Raw genomic sequence first — 16,166 nt, 5'->3', positions numbered from 1 at the left:
ACCACATATAAATCTCCTCCTTGTATTTAGCTTAAAAAACGTTAGCTATCTTACAAGTTAAGTGGCACTCTTCTTCATCACTTTCTTTCTTCTTCACAATCGCCGTTATAAAACGAATCATAAAGAATATAACAAAAGGAATTTGTTCATCATTTATATTGGCATAGTTTAGCAACGGCTCTCGTTGCAAATCGAACGGAGATGAGAAGGAATAGAACATACCTTGCTCTTCCATATATACGATTACAATTTTCATACAAAATACTATCCCAAGAAACGAAACAATATCTTGCCATTCTGTCGTATATAACAGATTATACAGCTCTAATACGTACTCTTCCATCGTCATCCCCCCTTCCTTTTTTACCATTTTGCTCGCCTTCGTAGAAAAAGTCAAGAAAAAAGTTTATATTCACTATGACAATAGTAATTACTCTTTTCTTTACTTATATATGAATCTTTTCTAGCAATGATTGGATATACCTTTCTTCAAAAACAAGAAATTAGAATTGAACGGGTTCTTTATCCCCACTTTTAGGATTCAAAACCGAACCATTTTTATTTCTATTAAAAATAAAATAAGAAACTATAATAAGAACAGTAACAAGCATCGTTAAAAGTGCTTGTGAACGTAAAGATTCAATTGCAACCATTGCAACTAAAACTGCTATAATAGCGGCAATTGTAACATATGTTACATACGGGAAAAGCCACATTTTCACTTTCAAATTTTGTTGTTCCACTTTCCCCATTTTTTTACGTATCTTTAAATGTGAAACTGCTATAACGAGATAAACTAGTAACGCAATCCCACCAGATGCATTCACTAAAAATAAAAAGACTTTATCTGGAGATATGTAACTAAAAACAACTCCAATATAAGCAAAGAACGTTCCAAATAAAACTGCCCGAACTGGAACACCACTACTGTTCAATTTTAAAAATGCCTTTGGAGCATCTCCTCTTTCTGCCATCGAAAAAAGCATTCTTGAGTTTGTATATAAACCTGAATTCAAGCAAGAAAGTACAGCTGTTAAAACGATAAAATTCATAATTTGTGCTGCCGCTGGTATTCCTATATGCTCAAGTACCGCTACAAACGGACTTTTTAATATGTTTGCTGAGTTCCATGGAAGAAGTGTAACAACTACAGCGATAGATCCAATAAAAAATACGAGAATACGCCAAATTACACTATTTGTTGCTGTTTTTACTGCTTTTACAGGTTCGGCAGATTCACCAGCCGCTACTGCAACAATCTCTGATCCCATAAATGAAAATATAACGACGGTGATTCCAATCAGCACCGAACTTATACCATTTGGCATAAATCCTCCTTGCCCTACTAAATTTGAAGTGCCAGGTGCTTCCGTTCCTGGTACAAATCCTAAAATCACAGCAAGACCAAGGCATAGGAACAAAACAATACTAATTACTTTAATAAATGAAAACCAATATTCAAACTCTCCAAATGATTTCACTGAAAAAACATTCGTCAACGTTAATAAAATTGTTAATATTAAGCTTAATAACCATAACGGAATTTGCGGAATCCAGTATTGAATGATGCCAGCACCTGCTGTAGCTTCTATTGCAATAACAATTACCCAGAAAAACCAATATAGCCACCCAATTGTATAACCCGCCCATGGACCAATTGCTTCACGTGCATATGTTGCAAATGAACCACTTGTCGGATTAATAGCTGCCATTTCTCCTAGCATTCTCATAACGAAAACGACTAGAAGTCCTGCTAATGCATATGAAACGATAGAGCCTGGTCCCGCTGAATGCACAACTGCACCACTTCCAACAAACAAACCCGCACCTATTACGCCGCCAATTGAGATCATTGTAATATGGCGTATTTTGAGGTCTTTCTTAAGATTTTTATTCAACTCTTGTACATCCCCTTCCAAACTTGATTTTAAAATTTATGTAAGAGTATTATGCAAAACATCTTGTCCTACACTTTAATTAATTTCGAAATATTCAGAAATTAACATTTATAATTGAACCTCCTACAGAAATTATTACATTAGGTTTAATAATTTTCCATACAAAATTGTTGAGAAAATTATATCCATTCTTATAAAACAAAGGATTTTCAGATATTATTCGATTAACAAGATTATACATCTAGACATTTTTTGTATTGATCCTATTTCGAAGCTATTCCTGCGCAAAAAATAATAAAAACAACAATAGATCTCTTTACTAACCTATTGTTGTTTTTCATTTATGCAAATTACTTTGTCACATTCACATCTAAATTTCCAAGAAATTCTTCTCCATTGCTTAAATAACTAGTCACAAGACTTAAAAGTAACTTCCCACCAACCAACATCGCACGTTCATCAAAATCAAATTGAGGATGATGATGTGGATATGTTGCTCCTATTTTTTCATTACCCGCACCTGTAAAGAAAAATGCTCCTGGAACATGTTCTAAGTAATATGCAAAATCTTCTCCACCCATAATAGGTGGTACTTCAATGACTCTGTCTCTTCCAAGATCACGTTTCGCAATCTCTATAAAATGACTCGTTTCATCTAGATGATTTATTAATATTGGATAACCACGTTTATATTGAATATTAACTTCAGCATGAAGAGACTGACAAATCCCCTCAACAACTCGTTTAAATTCCTTCTCCATAAATTCTCTCACTTCAGGATCTAACGTCCGAATTGTCCCTGTAAATGTAGCAGTATCCGCAATAATATTATCTGCTTGACCAGCATGGAATGTACCAACTGTTAATACAGCTGATTGCAACGGATCTACTTTTCTACTAACTAAAAGTTGCAATTGATTAATAACTTGTGTTGCAACGATAATGGCATCTACAGTATGATGCGGCATACCTCCGTGACCGCCTCGTCCTTGAATCTTCACTTCAAAAGTATCAGCTGCAGCCATCATTGCTCCAGCTTTCGCCCCAACAATTCCTAAAGGCATTTGAGAAGATAAATGTGTTCCAAAAATAACATCTACTCCTTCTAAACAACCATCCTCAATCATAGCAATTGCCCCACCAGGTTCTTTCTCTTCTGCATGTTGATGAATAAGGACTATTTTTCCTGAAAGTTGGTCTCTGTTATCACTTAATATTTTTGCAACGCCTAAAAGTGTTGCTGTATGTCCATCATGGCCACAAGCGTGCATTACGCCAGGAACCTTTGATTTATATGAAACTTGCTTTTCATCTTGAATCGGTAGTGCATCAAAATCAGCACGCAACGCGATCGTCTTCCCAGGTATTCCACCTTCAATTACGCCGATTATCCCTCTTCCCCCGACATCTGTTTTCACATCAATATGAAAACTTTTTAAGATTTCAGCTATTTTTTTGGGTGTTTCTATTTCTTGAAACGATAGCTCTGGGTATTGATGAAAGTCTCTTCGCCACGAAACCATTTGGTTATATAAACTTTCCAATTCTTTATGCCATGTTTCTATCATAGAAATTCTCCTTTCTTTTTAACACTTTACATAAAAGTACATAATATTCTGCACTTAATCAATAAAAAAAGAGAACTTTCTTTAAAAGTACTCTTAATTCTCCAAAATATGAAACGTTCTACTTTAGTTACTACTTTGCTTCAATACAAAAACTGAAAGTTCAGGTACACTCCAAAACCTGACAGGCATTCGAGTCGTTCCAATACCGCGATTTACATATAAATATAACGACTTACTCTTTCCTTCTAATTCATACATTCCTTCAACATACTTCTCTGCTAATTTTGTGGTAATTAAAGGACCTACAAAAGGAATCTGAACTTGTCCTCCGTGACTATGTCCTGAGATTTGAAAATCAACTGGATAACCAGCTACTTTGTCTACAACATCAGGCTCATGTACTAATAGCATATTGAAATCTTGTTGTCTTAAGTTTTTTAAAGTCGAATCTATTTGTGGTTTCCCTAATAAAAAATCATCCAAACCTGATATTGTAATATACTTGCCATTTTCCACTTTAATTTTCTGCACGTCATTTACTAAAACAGAAAAACCCGCTTCCTCCATGTACCTTTTGTAGAATAAATTACCGCCCCCGCCTCTATCATGATTCCCAAACACAGCATACTTTCCGAGAGGAGCATGAATTTTCCTCAAAATTTCTTTTGCCTCCGCTCTTTCCTCATTATAAGATCCGAACTTATCTATTAAATCCCCTGTGAAAACTACTATATCTGGACATAACTCATTCATTTTCTCCACCAAATTATCTAGTTGCTTCAATGTAAACTCTGGCCCTAAATGTACATCTGAGAATTGCAATATCTTTTTATTGTTAAACTCTTTAGGAATCGTAGGAGCTTCTATTTCATTCCACGTGACCGATACTAACCTTCGTTCTATTTCTGTTGCATAGAAATAGAAGCTTATTGGAATCATTAATATACTTATTAAACTAATAATAAATTTCTTTAAGATTGATTTTTTTTGCTCTTTTTTTACATGATGCGTATTCATATTTTCACCTCTAGAAGTACTTTAAAACCTTTTTGTTACATTGATGTGACAATATGAAATAATGTTAGCTATATTCGATTTTATCCCTATCTCAATTTGACAAATTTATACATAACTCATAACATATTTTTATAATACATAGATTTTTAAAAACATTTCTTCTATTCGTTCCGTCAAAATATTTATGGAGGGGTTAATCATGTCTGTATTTACACCAGAAGAAATTACGGAACTTGCTGCTAATTCCGGAAGAAAAAAAGCTCATTTATCATTACTCCCTATGCTAATTCTCGGTTTTTTTGGTGGTGCTTTCATAGCATTAGGGTATTTACTCGATATTCATGTTATTGGGACAATGCCAAAATCTTGGGGATCATTTAATAGTTTTTTAGGTGCAGCTGTATTCCCTATCGGTCTTATACTCGTTATTCTTGCGGGCGGTGAATTAGTAACTGGGAACATGATGACAGTTTCAATGGCTTGGCTTCAAAAGAAAATCACCCTATTTCACTTCATACGCAATTTAATTATTGTTACGTTTAGCAATTTCATCGGCGCTATATTCGTTGCTTATTTTTTCGGCCATATTGCTGGATTAACAGAGGGAGTTTTTTTAACGAAAACAGTTTCCATTGCACAAGCTAAACTACAAGATACACCTCTACAAGCCTTTATTTCTGCAATCGGATGCAATTGGCTTGTTTGTTTAGCTGTTTGGCTTAGTATGGGAAGTAAAGAATTTATCGGAAAGATTATCGGTATTTGGTTCCCAGTTATGACTTTTGTTGCGATCGGATTTCAACACGTTGTAGCCAATATGTTTGTTATCCCAGCTGCAATTTTTGCCGGTCATTTAACTTGGATTGAATATTTTCCAAACTTCATTTTTGTTTTCTTTGGAAACTTAGTAGGAGGTATGTTATTTGTAGCATTACCTTATTTCATATCTTATAATAAGAAACTGCCTCTAAATAAAGAGAAGACTGAAATAAAGAACAAATCTGTATCCGCTTAAATTAAATGTCTATAAAGTGGCCCTAAAAAATATTACAAATTTCATTTTTTTTGCGAATATATGTACGTACACTTGTTCTCGAATGTTTTATACGTTATAATAACAACTTAAATAGCATTATTTACATATGAGGTGAAAAACATGAATAAAACAGAATTAATTAAAAACGTAGCACAAAATGCTGAGATTTCTCAAAAAGAAGCTACTGTAGTTTTACAAACTGTAGTAGAATCAATCACTAACACTTTAGCTGCTGGTGAAAAAGTACAACTTATCGGATTCGGTACTTTCGAAGTTCGTGAAAGAGCTGCTCGTACAGGCCGTAACCCACAAACTGGTGAAGAAATGCAAATCGCAGCTTCTAAAGTGCCTGCTTTCAAAGCTGGTAAAGAACTAAAAGAAGCTGTAAAATAATGAAGAAATAGCCTTCTCTTTTATGAGAAGGCTATTTTTTCATTACATAATTAATAAAAATCTGACCATTATGTTGCTTCCTTTGTTCCTTGATGCAAATAAAACCTTTACTTTCAAAGAAAGGTCTCGCTGTAATACTCGCTTCTGTATATATATCCTTATGCTGCAAGTTCACTGCTTCTTTTTCTAGCTTCTGTAGTATATGAGAAGCTATTCCTTTCCCTTGATAATCTTTATGCGTAAATAAACGATCTACGTAATGCTCATCATTATAATCCCCAAATCCAACTATCACACCGTTATTATCAGCTACATAACTAATATTCTTTTCTAAAGACTTTAGCCAACTTGCTCTATTTAGTCGCTTTGGTGCCCATGCCTGTAGCTGTAACGTATTATAATCTTGTGCATTAACCGTGTGAACCGTTTCATAGAACAATTGTAATACTTGCTCTAAATCCTCTTTCTGGAATGTTCTAATTTTAATATCTTTAAACATATGTAAAACTCCTTATCAAACTAACTCTTCTATTTCGGTTATTCCGATAATTATTTCGTGTTTATTTTCGAAACAGTTTCTTCCACTATATATGATTCACTACTTCTGCTCTTTCTATATTATATCGACTTTTCCTTCTAAACGAACAATAAACAATACTTATACAAAGTATTGTTTATTGTAAAAAAGCATATTAAATTCGCTTTATAGCTGAAAATGTTTAAGATTTCAATTTAACTCTTTGCAATCGTAATGCATTTAATACAACGGATACAGAACTAAACGCCATCGCTGCACCTGCAACCCAAGGAGCTAAGAAACCGAGCGCCGCAATTGGAATTCCTAGGCCGTTATAAGCTAACGCCCAGAATAGATTTTGCTTAATATTTCTAATCGTCATTTTACTCATGAAAATTGCATCAGCAATACTATTTAAATCACCACGGATTAACGTAATATCCGCTGCTTCCATCGCTACATCAGTTCCTGTTCCAATTGCCATACCAATATCCGCCGTAGCAAGAGCAGGAGCATCATTAATTCCATCTCCAACCATCGCTACTTTCTTACCTTGCGCTTGAAGTTTTTTCACTTCTTCTGCTTTTCCTTCTGGTAATACTTCTGCAATTACATGATCAATACCAACTCGCTTAGCGATTGCCTGAGCAGTTTGTGTATTATCTCCTGTAATCATAACAACGTCTAGACCCATTTTCTTAAGTCTTGCGATAGCTGCTTTTGAAGTATCTTTTACAGTATCTGCAACGGCCACTATACCAGCATATTCTTTATTGATCGCAATAAGCATTGCTGTTTTTCCTTCTCGTTCTAGCTCTTCCATCGATTTAGAAACTTCTTCAATACCAATATCGAATTTCTTCATTAATCGACGTGTACCAATTAATAATTGTTTCCCTTCTACAACTGATTCGATACCGAATCCCGGAATTGCTTCAAACGTTTCTGAACTTGGGATATCAATTTTCTTTTCTTTAATTCCTTCTACAATCGCTTCTGCAAGTGGATGTTCAGAATTTTTTTCTGCCGCACCTACTAAACGTAGTATTTCTTCTTCATGGAATCCATCTGCTACAATTACATCTGTTAACACAGGCTTCCCATTTGTCACAGTACCTGTTTTATCTAGAATAACTGTATCTAATCGGTGCGTCGCTTCTAAATGCTCTCCGCCTTTAAATAAAATACCGTATTCAGCTGATCTTCCTGATCCCGCCATAATAGATGTAGGTGTCGCAAGACCTAATGCACATGGACAAGCGATAACAAGTACTGCTATCATTTTCTCAAGTGCTCCGCCAAAATCACCAGGCGTAACAAATATCATCCACACCGCAAATGTGATAATAGCAATCACAACTACAACAGGTACGAAAATACCTGAAATTTGATCTGCTACCCTTTGAATAGGAGCTTTCGAACCTTGTGCCTCTTCTACTACTTTAATGATTTGAGCTAATGCAGTATCTCTGCCTACTTTAGTTGCCTTAACTTTTAAAAATCCATTTTTATTCATTGTAGAACCGATTACTACATCTCCAATTGTTTTATCAACCGGAATACTCTCACCTGTTAGCATGGATTCATCTATCGCTGACTTTCCTTCTACAATTTCCCCATCTACCGGGATTTTTTCGCCAGGTTTTACATAAACGATATCACCAGCTACCACTTCTTCAATCAATATTTTCATTTCTGTTCCATCTCGCACGACTGTAGCAGTTTTCGCCTGTAATCCCATCAATTTTTTAATCGCTTCTGATGAGCGTCCTTTTGCTTTCGCCTCAAATAATTTACCTAAAATAATTAATGTAATAAGTACTGCGCTCGTTTCAAAATATAAATCAGTCATATGTTCCGAAGAACCAATTGATTGAATACTTAAATACACACTGTAGAAATATGCGGCAGACGTTCCAAGTGCCACGAGAACATCCATGTTGGCGCTTTTATTACGTAACGCTTTATAAGCCCCAATATAAAACTGCCCGCCAATGATAAATTGAACAGGAGTTGCAAGAGCTAGCTGCACCCATGGGTTCATAAGCATATCAGGTAAATATATAAACGATGTAAATGAGAAATGGCTCACCATTGCCCACAATAACGGGAATGATAAAATAAACGAAAAAATAAACTTCTTCTTTTGTCGCTCAATTTCTTGTAAGCGATGATCAGTTGATGCATCTTGCTCATCTGATTTTACTTCTAATTTATATCCTAATTTTGTAATGGCGCTCTTCATTTCACTTACATTAATTTCATCCGGATTAAAATCTACCGTTGCCGATTCTAAAGCGAAGTTAACCGTCGCTTTGTTCACACCATCTAACTTATTTAAACGCTTTTCCACTCTATTCGCACATGCTGCACATGTCATTCCCGAAACAGTAAACTCAGCTTTATCACTGACAATTCCATATCCTAACGATTCAACTTTTTCTTTAAATTGTTGCGGATTTGTTTTAGTTGGATCGTACAAAATTTTCGTTTTTTCAAGTGCAAAATTTACATTTGCATCTTGCACACCTTCTACTTTTTTAAGACCTTTTTCAATTCTATTTGCACATGCCGCACATGTCATTCCTGATATTTGAAGATTGGTCTCTTTTTGTTCATTCATGTCTCTCACCTCTATATACCCTCATAAGGTATAATTATTAACAAAATAAATCGTACTTCCTATAAAGTACGATTTATTTCCATATCTAAAAATAATTATTGAACATCGTATCCTTGATCTTCAATTACAGCAACGATATCTTTTAACGTTACAACTGATGAGTCGATAGTAACTTCAACAGTTCCTTCTGCTAATTGAACTTTTACTTGTTCAACACCGTTTAGTTCTTTCACATTACTTTCAATAGAATTTACACAATGCCCACAAGACATACCTTCAACTTGTAATGTTAACTGTTCCATTTAAAATCCTCCTCTTGTTTCTTCATTGTTTGTTAATCACAACTACATCTTACCATACCCCCCTAAGGTAATCAATGGTTTTGTATCACGATTTAAAATTTTTTCTAAAATCTTTATTTCTTTGCTCCAGTTATAAATTTGTAATGCCTTCTCCATAAACAAAAAACCAAGCTAGTCTAATGCTAGCTTGGTTTTTATGCTTTTGAAAAACGTTCAAATACTGTCATTAATTCCTCAATTGCTTCGTCACCATTTCCATCTTTAATGGCTCCTGAAACACAATGACTTGTATGATTTTTTAAAACACCCATTCCTACTTTTTTCATCGCTGCATTAATCGCTGAAATTTGCACTAAAATATCAACGCAATAACGATCATTTTCAATCATATTTTGAATACCACGAACTTGCCCTTCGATTCTCTTTAATCTATTTATAATTTGCTCTTTTTCTTTTTCTGATCTATGTGTAGTTGCTTCATGCTCTTTATGATCCATATTATCACCTTCTCAAAGTTTCTCTTCATCCAATAAAACTATTACTTTTACGAGTATACCAATTATAGCATTAAATATCTATGTATGATACCCCATATGAGTATATTCCCACTCTATGATTATTCTTAACAAATTATTAGCTTCTCAGTCTCAATTTTCAGTATACCCTTTCCTTTTTCCAAAAAATAATGAAATCTCTCACTAAAACTCAATAAAGTGAAACTATAATCAGTAGGGGTTTTGTTCATCCTCCACTGATTATTAGCCCACACCAATCGGGTGTTTACGGGCAGTTTATCTCCCACCTAATTTCTTTGCTCAAGCCGAATTTTGAGGTGGGAGTTTTACTGCCCACAAATAGCGGGATAAATAAAAGCCTCAATCATTACAAACTTGAATTGAGACTTTTTCTTTCTATTATATATACATCTATTGTTGATCACATAATTTTGTATCATTAACTACAGAAGTTCCTTCAACGGTAACTGTATGAAAACAATCATTTACACGAACTGTAACAACATTATCTTGTCGATCAATAATATGATATTCATTAAATTCTTTATTTAGAGCACTACGAATTTGTTCTCCTTCATAAATTGGAATACCGTGTGATAAAACCCAAATAAGCCCAGCGATAGCAAGAATAGTTTTCATACGACCTACCTCCTTGAGAATAAAGTGAACTTTTAATCAGTGGTGTTTTCAGCCCTACTGATTATTAGTTGAATCAATCGGGCTATTATGCGGGATAAGTTCATTTCGTTTATAGTATGTTTATGCTAATTGTGACGGAATTGTGACAACTTTTTGTCTCTTTAGACGAAAAGTTGAAACAAAACGTTCAAAAAGGACAATTCTACTTACGTGAACAAAAAGGCTATGGAGAATTTCCTCCATAGCCTTTTTGTTCAATTTTATTAAATGACCATTTCACTATGCTTAATCTTAAGCGTTTCAATTTGAATTGTAGCATGTTCAATATGGAACTCCTGTTTTAACATAGTAATAATATTTTGAAGCACTTCTTGATCGTCCTGTTTTTTATCGATCATTACATGGACACTTAATGCATCTAATCCTGATGTAATTGTCCAAATGTGGAGATCGTGTATATCACGTACACCCTCTACTTCTTTAATAGCTTGCTTAACTTGTTCTATCTCAATTGAAACAGGTGTACCCTCCATAAGTATATGAATGGAATGTTTTGTTACTCCCCATGCACTCTTTAAAATTAATAGCGCCACAATTACTGAGATAATTGGATCTGCAATATACCATGAAAATAAAGACATAAGTGCACCAGCTACTAACGCACCAACTGAACCTAAAGCATCTCCAAGAACATGTAAATATGCACTACGTAAATTGACGTTATTTTTCACATCGCCTTGTCTCATAAGAGCCCATGCACTAATTAAATTTGCTAGTAAACCAATTGATGCGATTAACATCATTGGACCACTCGCTACAGTTGGTGGTTCAAAAAACCTTCCGATTGCTTCCCACACGATAAGTCCCGCCACAACAAATAATGTAATTCCATTAATTAATGCAGCTAAAATTTCAAAACGATAATATCCATACGTTTTTGTAGAAGTAACTGTTCTAGCTGCTAATCCAATGGCAATTAAACTTAATAATAACGAACTTGTATCACTTAACATATGTCCTGAATCAGATAATAAGGCTAAACTATTTGTAACTAGTCCTCCAAAAAATTCAAGAAACATAATAATTGCCGTAATTACTAATGCCGTAACTAAACCTTTCTTATTCCCTTCTCTACTCGCTTCAAAATGATGATGTCCGTGGGAATGCCCGTGAGTATGCCCATGATGTTGGTGACCGTGATGATGTCCCATATAAATTCCTCCTTTTATTAATCTATTAACATTTGTTCTGAAGTTCACCACTTCTATCTGTCTATTGCTTTTATTAATATAGAAATGCGGCTTTAATCCATTCTCATACCATTTTCTAATTCTTGATTTTCAAACGACTCTTTTCCTACTCGAATCGAATTTGTCGGACAACTTTCATATGCTGCCACCATTGCATTCAAAAATGTAGTTGGAATTCCAATTATTCCTTCATTGTGATCTAATGCACCAAATGCTTTACTTTTACAATCCAATTGATATATATCTGGTGCTATAGAGCGGCATACTCCACATGATTCACAAGTTTCTTTATTTACAACAGTATAATGTAACAATATTTGTTACCTCCATTAACCTCATACAATACTGAGGTAGGGTATGTGAAAATGATTATTTTACACTATTTTTCTTTCCATCACTTCTCCTTTTCCCCTTAAATAATAATGACATATCGGTTTTAAATCGTTATCTAATTCATAAACTAATGGTGTTCCTGTTGGAATATTTACATATTCTATATCTTCATCTGAAATTTGATCTAAATGTTTTACTAAAGCTCGTATTGTATTTCCATGCGCTGCAATAATCACTTTTTTTCCATCTTTTAAATTAGGGGCTATTTCTTCATCCCAATATGAAACAACTCGTTTTTCTGTATCTTCTAGATTTTCTGTAAGGGGAAACTTATTTTCTTTTAAATCTCTATACTTCGGATGTGCCGCTTCATATCTCTCATCATCTTTTGTAAGAGCTGGTGGGCGTACATTTGTTGAACGTCTCCATAAAGTTACTCTCTCATCACCATATTTTCTCGCTGTTTCTTCTTTATTTAATCCTTGAAGTGCACCGTAATGTCTCTCATTTAATTTCCAGGTTTTATGAATAGGTATCCACATCAAATCCATTTCCTCAAGAGCAATCCACAAAGTACGCATCGCTCTTTTTAAAACAGATGTATATGCTATATCGAATGAGAATCCATCGGCTTTCAAAATCTCTCCAGCTTCTCTTGCTTCTCGAAGACCAGCATTTGATAAGTCTACATCTGTCCAGCCTGTAAACCGATTTTCAACATTCCATTCACTTTGTCCGTGTCTTATTAAAACGAGCTTAATCATACTTATTATCTCCTCTCCTTTTAAAGTTGCATTTTCATAAAGAAATTTCTTTATGAAAATGCCTTACTACATATCAAGTTCTTTCTTGTTCATTTCACTACTATGACTAAACGCCAATTCAATTAATCCATTTACATGAGAATCATCTAATGAATAAAAAACAAGTTTTCCTTCTTTACGCTTTTTTGCTAATCCTATTGTTTGTAACAGTCTTAAATGATGCGAAGCCGTTGCAATACTACTATGAATAATACTTGCGACATCGCGTACACAAAGTTCCTTTTCCGTATACAGTGCATACGCAATTTTTAATCGTGTTTCATCCGCGAGTGCCTTGAACATTTTCGCTACACTACTTATATTTTCTTTCTCCAACATGTCACTTGCATGCTTTACTTTTTGCTCATCGTGATAACAAAGTTCACAATGTTCTTCTTTCATAAGTAACACCTCTTATTCAAGTATATATTTGATTATGTATGTAGTATACCTTATTAACCAAAAACATTCAAATATTTATTTGAATGTTTTTGGTTATCCTAAAAAAAATTAAAAAAAAAGAATCCTAAATGACTTTGGATTCTTTTCTATTGTTACTTCTCTTTAGAAAAACAAAACTTCGAAAAAACCTCCCATATAAGTTCATTTCTACTACATACCCCTACCTTTTCAAAAATGGATTTAAAATGATCTTGAACTGTATACGTAGAAATATGCAACTCTTCCGCCACGTCTTTTGTTGACATCCCTCTAACAATTCCTACTATCACTTGCTTCTCTCTTTGAGAAAGACTATAAGAATCTGCAATAAGGGGAAAAACTTCTTTCGGCCTCGCTCTTTCAAACAAAACTATATAGCCATCATTACAACTACCGTAACCTTCTAACCTACTCGCGCGAATAACTAAAAATTGTCCACAAAATAAACCAATACATACCATTTCGCCTTCATCTGTTGCTGCTCTATTAGATTCGTTAGCTTTCACTCTTGAACAAACCGCACGTATAGGCCTTGGAACGTCATCTTCATTCAATTGTTCATATGTTCTAAGAGTGGATAGCCACGCCTTTCCATTTTGATCCCAATATAGTAGGTTGAATTTTTCATTTAATATAATCGTACCCGTTCCTACTACTTCCACTTGTTCCTCTGAATATGTTATAAATGATTTTCTTAATGTATCTCCCACAATAGAGCTTATCTTTGATAAGTACTCACATTCATTTTGTTGAAAAGATACTCTTGTATTATCTCGAAACAAACTAAGGTGCCCAAAACATTTTCCTTTACTCATACAAGCCGCTCTTACTTCATCTACAAAACCGGCTGGTTTTAAAATTTCCCGATACCTGGAGCTCATTATTTGTTCACCATTTGTAACAATACCCAGTGCAGCAGCATGAGGAGCATTTCGAGCTAAATCTTTAAATTTGTTATAATCATCCTCTAAAAATTCATTCATAAATAACTGCGGATGAATTTTTTCAATTCTTTGATCTGTATATGCTCCAGTTGATAAAAATGTGCTTGGATCTATAGTTGTAAAACAGGCTGCATCAAAAGGAATTGCCTTTTGCAATATTTTTAAAAACTGTTCTTGAAATTGTCTAGCTGAACTTTCACTTTTCATTAACACTATAATTTTTTTCGTTACCTTTTCATAAATCATCTTTATCTCCCCCAGATTTATGGGATTGTTTCCCCTAGCCGTTTCATTTCATAATAGAACTATAATTTAAAAAAGGAGGGTGAAAAATGAGTTGGAATGACTCTACCATAAATACATACGAACGAATGATTCCATTAAAAATCCCTGGATACTTTACCCTTTATGAAATGATGAATCATTTCTTGTCTACTACAATTCCATTAGGAATCTCCGCTCCACACTTATTAGTTATTGGTGCTGGCGGTGGTCAAGAAATAATTTCAATGGGTAAACAAAATCAGACCCTCGAATTTACAGGTGTTGATCCGTCTAAACTAATGCTTCAGTTAGCAAAAAAGAGAATTGAAAGAGAGGAACTACAAAACCATATTCATTTTACACACGGAACCGTCCATTCATTATTACCGAATCAGTTATTTGACGCTGCTACTTGCATGCTTGTTCTTCATTTCATCCCAAATATTAACCAGAAAAAAGAACTTCTTAAAGAAATTAGTAACCGCTTAAAACCAGGTGCACCATTTTTTCTCTCTACGATAAATGGTGTGCGTCATACAAATAAATTTTCTGCACAATTGAATGCTTGGCGAAATCATATGTTACAAAATAAAATCCCATTAGAAGATTGGGAACGATTTGAAAATTCTTTTGAAAAAGAAATGTTTCCTATTTCTGAAACAGGTTTACTAACTATCATGGAGGAATGTGGCTTTACTCAAATCACTCGTTTTTTCACTAGCTTTTTAATTGATGGATACGTGGCAATAAAACAATAGTGAAAAAAGGTAAGCAATTGCTTACCTTTTTTCATATACTCCTTCTACATATGACTAATATACCTTAGTCCTTTACTTAAAGAAGTCGGCACAACAGATGCATGATTCTCTCCTTCAGCCTCATAAAATTTAAATCTAAACTTCTCATGTTTTAATTGGAGTAGGCGCTCTGATAATGCATTTGCATCTACAACCATATGCGCTCGCTCCAATGATCCAACTGTAAGGAATACTCCTGCTTCAACCTTCGCTGTATTTAATTCATTTATAAGGTTCTCTTCTTTTTCAAGTACAGATTGATTATTCCACCAAATAGACGGACTACTAATAAAATAATTTTGAAAAGCATTTACATTTGTAAATAGTATATGTAATGCAAATAATCCACCTAGAGAATGTCCAAATAACGTTTGTTTCTCTTTATCAATTTCAAAATTATTTTCAATTTGTGGTTTCAATTCTTCTTCAATAAACGTAAAGAAGTTATGTGCACCTCCTGTTTTAGGCCACGGTTTACCATCCGGTTTTAAAGGAGCATCTTTTGAAATTACGCTAGGCGTAAAATCATAGCATCTTTCTTCACCTGAAAATGCCCCTTCAATTGGATAACCAATACCTACTATAATGGCTGGTGAGACACCTGTTTTTTCTGCTCTAACTGATTGTATTTTAACTGCTTCATGAAATGTTTGAAAAAAGGCATTGCCATCTAATACGTATATAACAGGATATCCTGACTCTGGTGCTGGTTGCCTCGGCTTTGAAATATGAATTTGATATTCCTGACCTTCTAATTTTGAATACATGTTCCACTGTTCTGTATTAGATGTTATAATCTGCTGTTTTTCAATAGTAGTATTCATCT

General features: G+C 34.3%; 18 protein-coding genes. 3 read left to right on the top strand and 15 right to left on the bottom strand.

Translation table 11 applies throughout. From position 1 onward, the window contains the following. Window positions 1–31: 31 nt before the first annotated feature. The 4 genes from QCI75_RS09105 to QCI75_RS09090 form a co-directional block, all read right to left on the bottom strand. Window positions 32–370 (bottom strand): hypothetical protein, encoded by a 339-nt coding sequence (locus tag QCI75_RS09105; protein WP_142344910.1) that lies wholly within the window; start codon window positions 368–370, stop codon window positions 32–34. Between the two features lie 133 nt (window positions 371–503). Next, on the bottom strand, window positions 504–1,898 hold the full coding sequence (gene gabP / locus QCI75_RS09100; protein WP_144508932.1) for a GABA permease: 1,395 nt from the start codon (window positions 1,896–1,898) through the stop codon (window positions 504–506). A gap of 350 nt (window positions 1,899–2,248) precedes the next feature. Then, the gene (locus QCI75_RS09095) at window positions 2,249–3,466 is read right to left on the bottom strand and encodes an amidohydrolase (RefSeq protein WP_353760309.1); all 1,218 of its coding nucleotides are present in this window, start codon (window positions 3,464–3,466) and stop codon (window positions 2,249–2,251) included. A gap of 123 nt (window positions 3,467–3,589) precedes the next feature. Then, a complete protein-coding gene (locus QCI75_RS09090) occupies window positions 3,590–4,483 on the bottom strand; it encodes a metallophosphoesterase (protein WP_144509015.1) in 894 nt (297 codons plus the stop codon). Between the two features lie 199 nt (window positions 4,484–4,682). Here QCI75_RS09090 and QCI75_RS09085 point away from each other — a divergent pair, with 199 nt between their 5' ends. Beyond that, window positions 4,683–5,498: a formate/nitrite transporter family protein gene (locus QCI75_RS09085; protein WP_144509014.1), complete on the top strand. Its 816-nt coding sequence runs from the start codon at window positions 4,683–4,685 to the stop codon at window positions 5,496–5,498. Window positions 5,499–5,639: 141 nt separating this feature from the next. After that, window positions 5,640–5,912 (top strand): HU family DNA-binding protein, encoded by a 273-nt coding sequence (locus QCI75_RS09080; protein ID WP_001043902.1) that lies wholly within the window; start codon window positions 5,640–5,642, stop codon window positions 5,910–5,912. A 31-nt stretch (window positions 5,913–5,943) separates the two neighbouring features. Here the strand turns inward: QCI75_RS09080 and QCI75_RS09075 are convergent, their stop codons facing one another. From QCI75_RS09075 to QCI75_RS09030, 10 genes are all read right to left on the bottom strand, one after another. Continuing rightward, a complete protein-coding gene (locus tag QCI75_RS09075) occupies window positions 5,944–6,411 on the bottom strand; it encodes a GNAT family N-acetyltransferase (RefSeq protein WP_144506896.1) in 468 nt (155 codons plus the stop codon). A gap of 220 nt (window positions 6,412–6,631) precedes the next feature. Beyond that, window positions 6,632–9,052 (bottom strand): heavy metal translocating P-type ATPase, encoded by a 2,421-nt coding sequence (locus QCI75_RS09070; RefSeq protein WP_144506895.1) that lies wholly within the window; start codon window positions 9,050–9,052, stop codon window positions 6,632–6,634. Window positions 9,053–9,147: 95 nt separating this feature from the next. Beyond that, window positions 9,148–9,354, bottom strand: coding sequence for a copper chaperone CopZ (copZ, locus tag QCI75_RS09065; RefSeq protein ID WP_002146184.1), 207 nt, complete (start codon window positions 9,352–9,354; stop codon window positions 9,148–9,150). 194 nt (window positions 9,355–9,548) lie between these two features. Beyond that, window positions 9,549–9,851, bottom strand: a complete 303-nt coding sequence (locus QCI75_RS09060) for a metal-sensing transcriptional repressor (protein WP_070144516.1) — start codon at window positions 9,849–9,851, stop codon at window positions 9,549–9,551. A gap of 429 nt (window positions 9,852–10,280) precedes the next feature. Beyond that, the gene (locus QCI75_RS09055; protein ID WP_002160816.1) at window positions 10,281–10,508 is read right to left on the bottom strand and encodes a hypothetical protein; all 228 of its coding nucleotides are present in this window, start codon (window positions 10,506–10,508) and stop codon (window positions 10,281–10,283) included. 263 nt (window positions 10,509–10,771) lie between these two features. After that, window positions 10,772–11,719, bottom strand: coding sequence for a cation diffusion facilitator family transporter (locus tag QCI75_RS09050; RefSeq protein WP_353760308.1), 948 nt, complete (start codon window positions 11,717–11,719; stop codon window positions 10,772–10,774). A 92-nt stretch (window positions 11,720–11,811) separates the two neighbouring features. Then, window positions 11,812–12,072 (bottom strand): ferredoxin, encoded by a 261-nt coding sequence (locus QCI75_RS09045; protein ID WP_144506893.1) that lies wholly within the window; start codon window positions 12,070–12,072, stop codon window positions 11,812–11,814. Between the two features lie 60 nt (window positions 12,073–12,132). After that, entirely contained in the window at window positions 12,133–12,855 is a 723-nt protein-coding gene (gpmA, locus tag QCI75_RS09040) for a 2,3-diphosphoglycerate-dependent phosphoglycerate mutase (protein ID WP_353760307.1), read from the bottom strand. Between the two features lie 66 nt (window positions 12,856–12,921). Continuing rightward, window positions 12,922–13,296 carry an ArsR/SmtB family transcription factor gene (locus tag QCI75_RS09035; RefSeq protein WP_144506891.1) on the bottom strand — a complete coding sequence of 125 codons (375 nt, stop codon included), beginning with the start codon at window positions 13,294–13,296 and terminating at the stop codon, window positions 12,922–12,924. Between the two features lie 152 nt (window positions 13,297–13,448). After that, window positions 13,449–14,525: a helix-turn-helix transcriptional regulator gene (locus tag QCI75_RS09030; RefSeq protein WP_353760306.1), complete on the bottom strand. Its 1,077-nt coding sequence runs from the start codon at window positions 14,523–14,525 to the stop codon at window positions 13,449–13,451. Between the two features lie 86 nt (window positions 14,526–14,611). On the opposite strand from QCI75_RS09030, the gene QCI75_RS09025 reads away from it, so the two are divergent. Next, window positions 14,612–15,301 (top strand): class I SAM-dependent methyltransferase, encoded by a 690-nt coding sequence (locus tag QCI75_RS09025; RefSeq protein WP_353760305.1) that lies wholly within the window; start codon window positions 14,612–14,614, stop codon window positions 15,299–15,301. A gap of 44 nt (window positions 15,302–15,345) precedes the next feature. Here QCI75_RS09025 and QCI75_RS09020 read toward each other — a convergent pair whose 3' ends face one another. Beyond that, window positions 15,346–16,164 carry an alpha/beta hydrolase gene (locus tag QCI75_RS09020; protein ID WP_144506888.1) on the bottom strand — a complete coding sequence of 273 codons (819 nt, stop codon included), beginning with the start codon at window positions 16,162–16,164 and terminating at the stop codon, window positions 15,346–15,348. Between the last annotated feature and the right edge of the window lie 2 nt (window positions 16,165–16,166).

Source organism: Bacillus cereus group sp. RP43 (assembly GCF_040459645.1).
Classification (GTDB): Bacteria; Bacillota; Bacilli; order Bacillales; family Bacillaceae_G; genus Bacillus_A; species Bacillus_A mycoides_C.
This window is presented reverse-complemented; position numbering and strand designations above follow the sequence as displayed.

What these genes read in the sequence shown, in the direction of transcription:
- QCI75_RS09105 (WP_142344910.1), bottom strand. Translation starts at nt 370, where the DNA reads ATGGTAAAAAAGGAAGGGGGGATGACGATGGAAGAGTACGTATTAGAG.
- QCI75_RS09095 (WP_353760309.1), bottom strand. Translation starts at nt 3,466, where the DNA reads ATGATAGAAACATGGCATAAAGAATTGGAAAGTTTATATAACCAAATG.
- QCI75_RS09090 (WP_144509015.1), bottom strand. Translation starts at nt 4,483, where the DNA reads ATGAATACGCATCATGTAAAAAAAGAGCAAAAAAAATCAATCTTAAAG.
- QCI75_RS09085 (WP_144509014.1), top strand. Translation starts at nt 4,683, where the DNA reads ATGTCTGTATTTACACCAGAAGAAATTACGGAACTTGCTGCTAATTCC.
- QCI75_RS09080 (WP_001043902.1), top strand. Translation starts at nt 5,640, where the DNA reads ATGAATAAAACAGAATTAATTAAAAACGTAGCACAAAATGCTGAGATT.
- QCI75_RS09075 (WP_144506896.1), bottom strand. Translation starts at nt 6,411, where the DNA reads ATGTTTAAAGATATTAAAATTAGAACATTCCAGAAAGAGGATTTAGAG.
- QCI75_RS09070 (WP_144506895.1), bottom strand. Translation starts at nt 9,052, where the DNA reads ATGAATGAACAAAAAGAGACCAATCTTCAAATATCAGGAATGACATGT.
- copZ (WP_002146184.1), bottom strand. Translation starts at nt 9,354, where the DNA reads ATGGAACAGTTAACATTACAAGTTGAAGGTATGTCTTGTGGGCATTGT.
- QCI75_RS09060 (WP_070144516.1), bottom strand. Translation starts at nt 9,851, where the DNA reads ATGGATCATAAAGAGCATGAAGCAACTACACATAGATCAGAAAAAGAA.
- QCI75_RS09055 (WP_002160816.1), bottom strand. Translation starts at nt 10,508, where the DNA reads ATGAAAACTATTCTTGCTATCGCTGGGCTTATTTGGGTTTTATCACAC.
- QCI75_RS09050 (WP_353760308.1), bottom strand. Translation starts at nt 11,719, where the DNA reads ATGGGACATCATCACGGTCACCAACATCATGGGCATACTCACGGGCAT.
- gpmA (WP_353760307.1), bottom strand. Translation starts at nt 12,855, where the DNA reads ATGATTAAGCTCGTTTTAATAAGACACGGACAAAGTGAATGGAATGTT.
- QCI75_RS09035 (WP_144506891.1), bottom strand. Translation starts at nt 13,296, where the DNA reads ATGAAAGAAGAACATTGTGAACTTTGTTATCACGATGAGCAAAAAGTA.
- QCI75_RS09030 (WP_353760306.1), bottom strand. Translation starts at nt 14,525, where the DNA reads ATGATTTATGAAAAGGTAACGAAAAAAATTATAGTGTTAATGAAAAGT.
- QCI75_RS09025 (WP_353760305.1), top strand. Translation starts at nt 14,612, where the DNA reads ATGAGTTGGAATGACTCTACCATAAATACATACGAACGAATGATTCCA.
- QCI75_RS09020 (WP_144506888.1), bottom strand. Translation starts at nt 16,164, where the DNA reads ATGAATACTACTATTGAAAAACAGCAGATTATAACATCTAATACAGAA.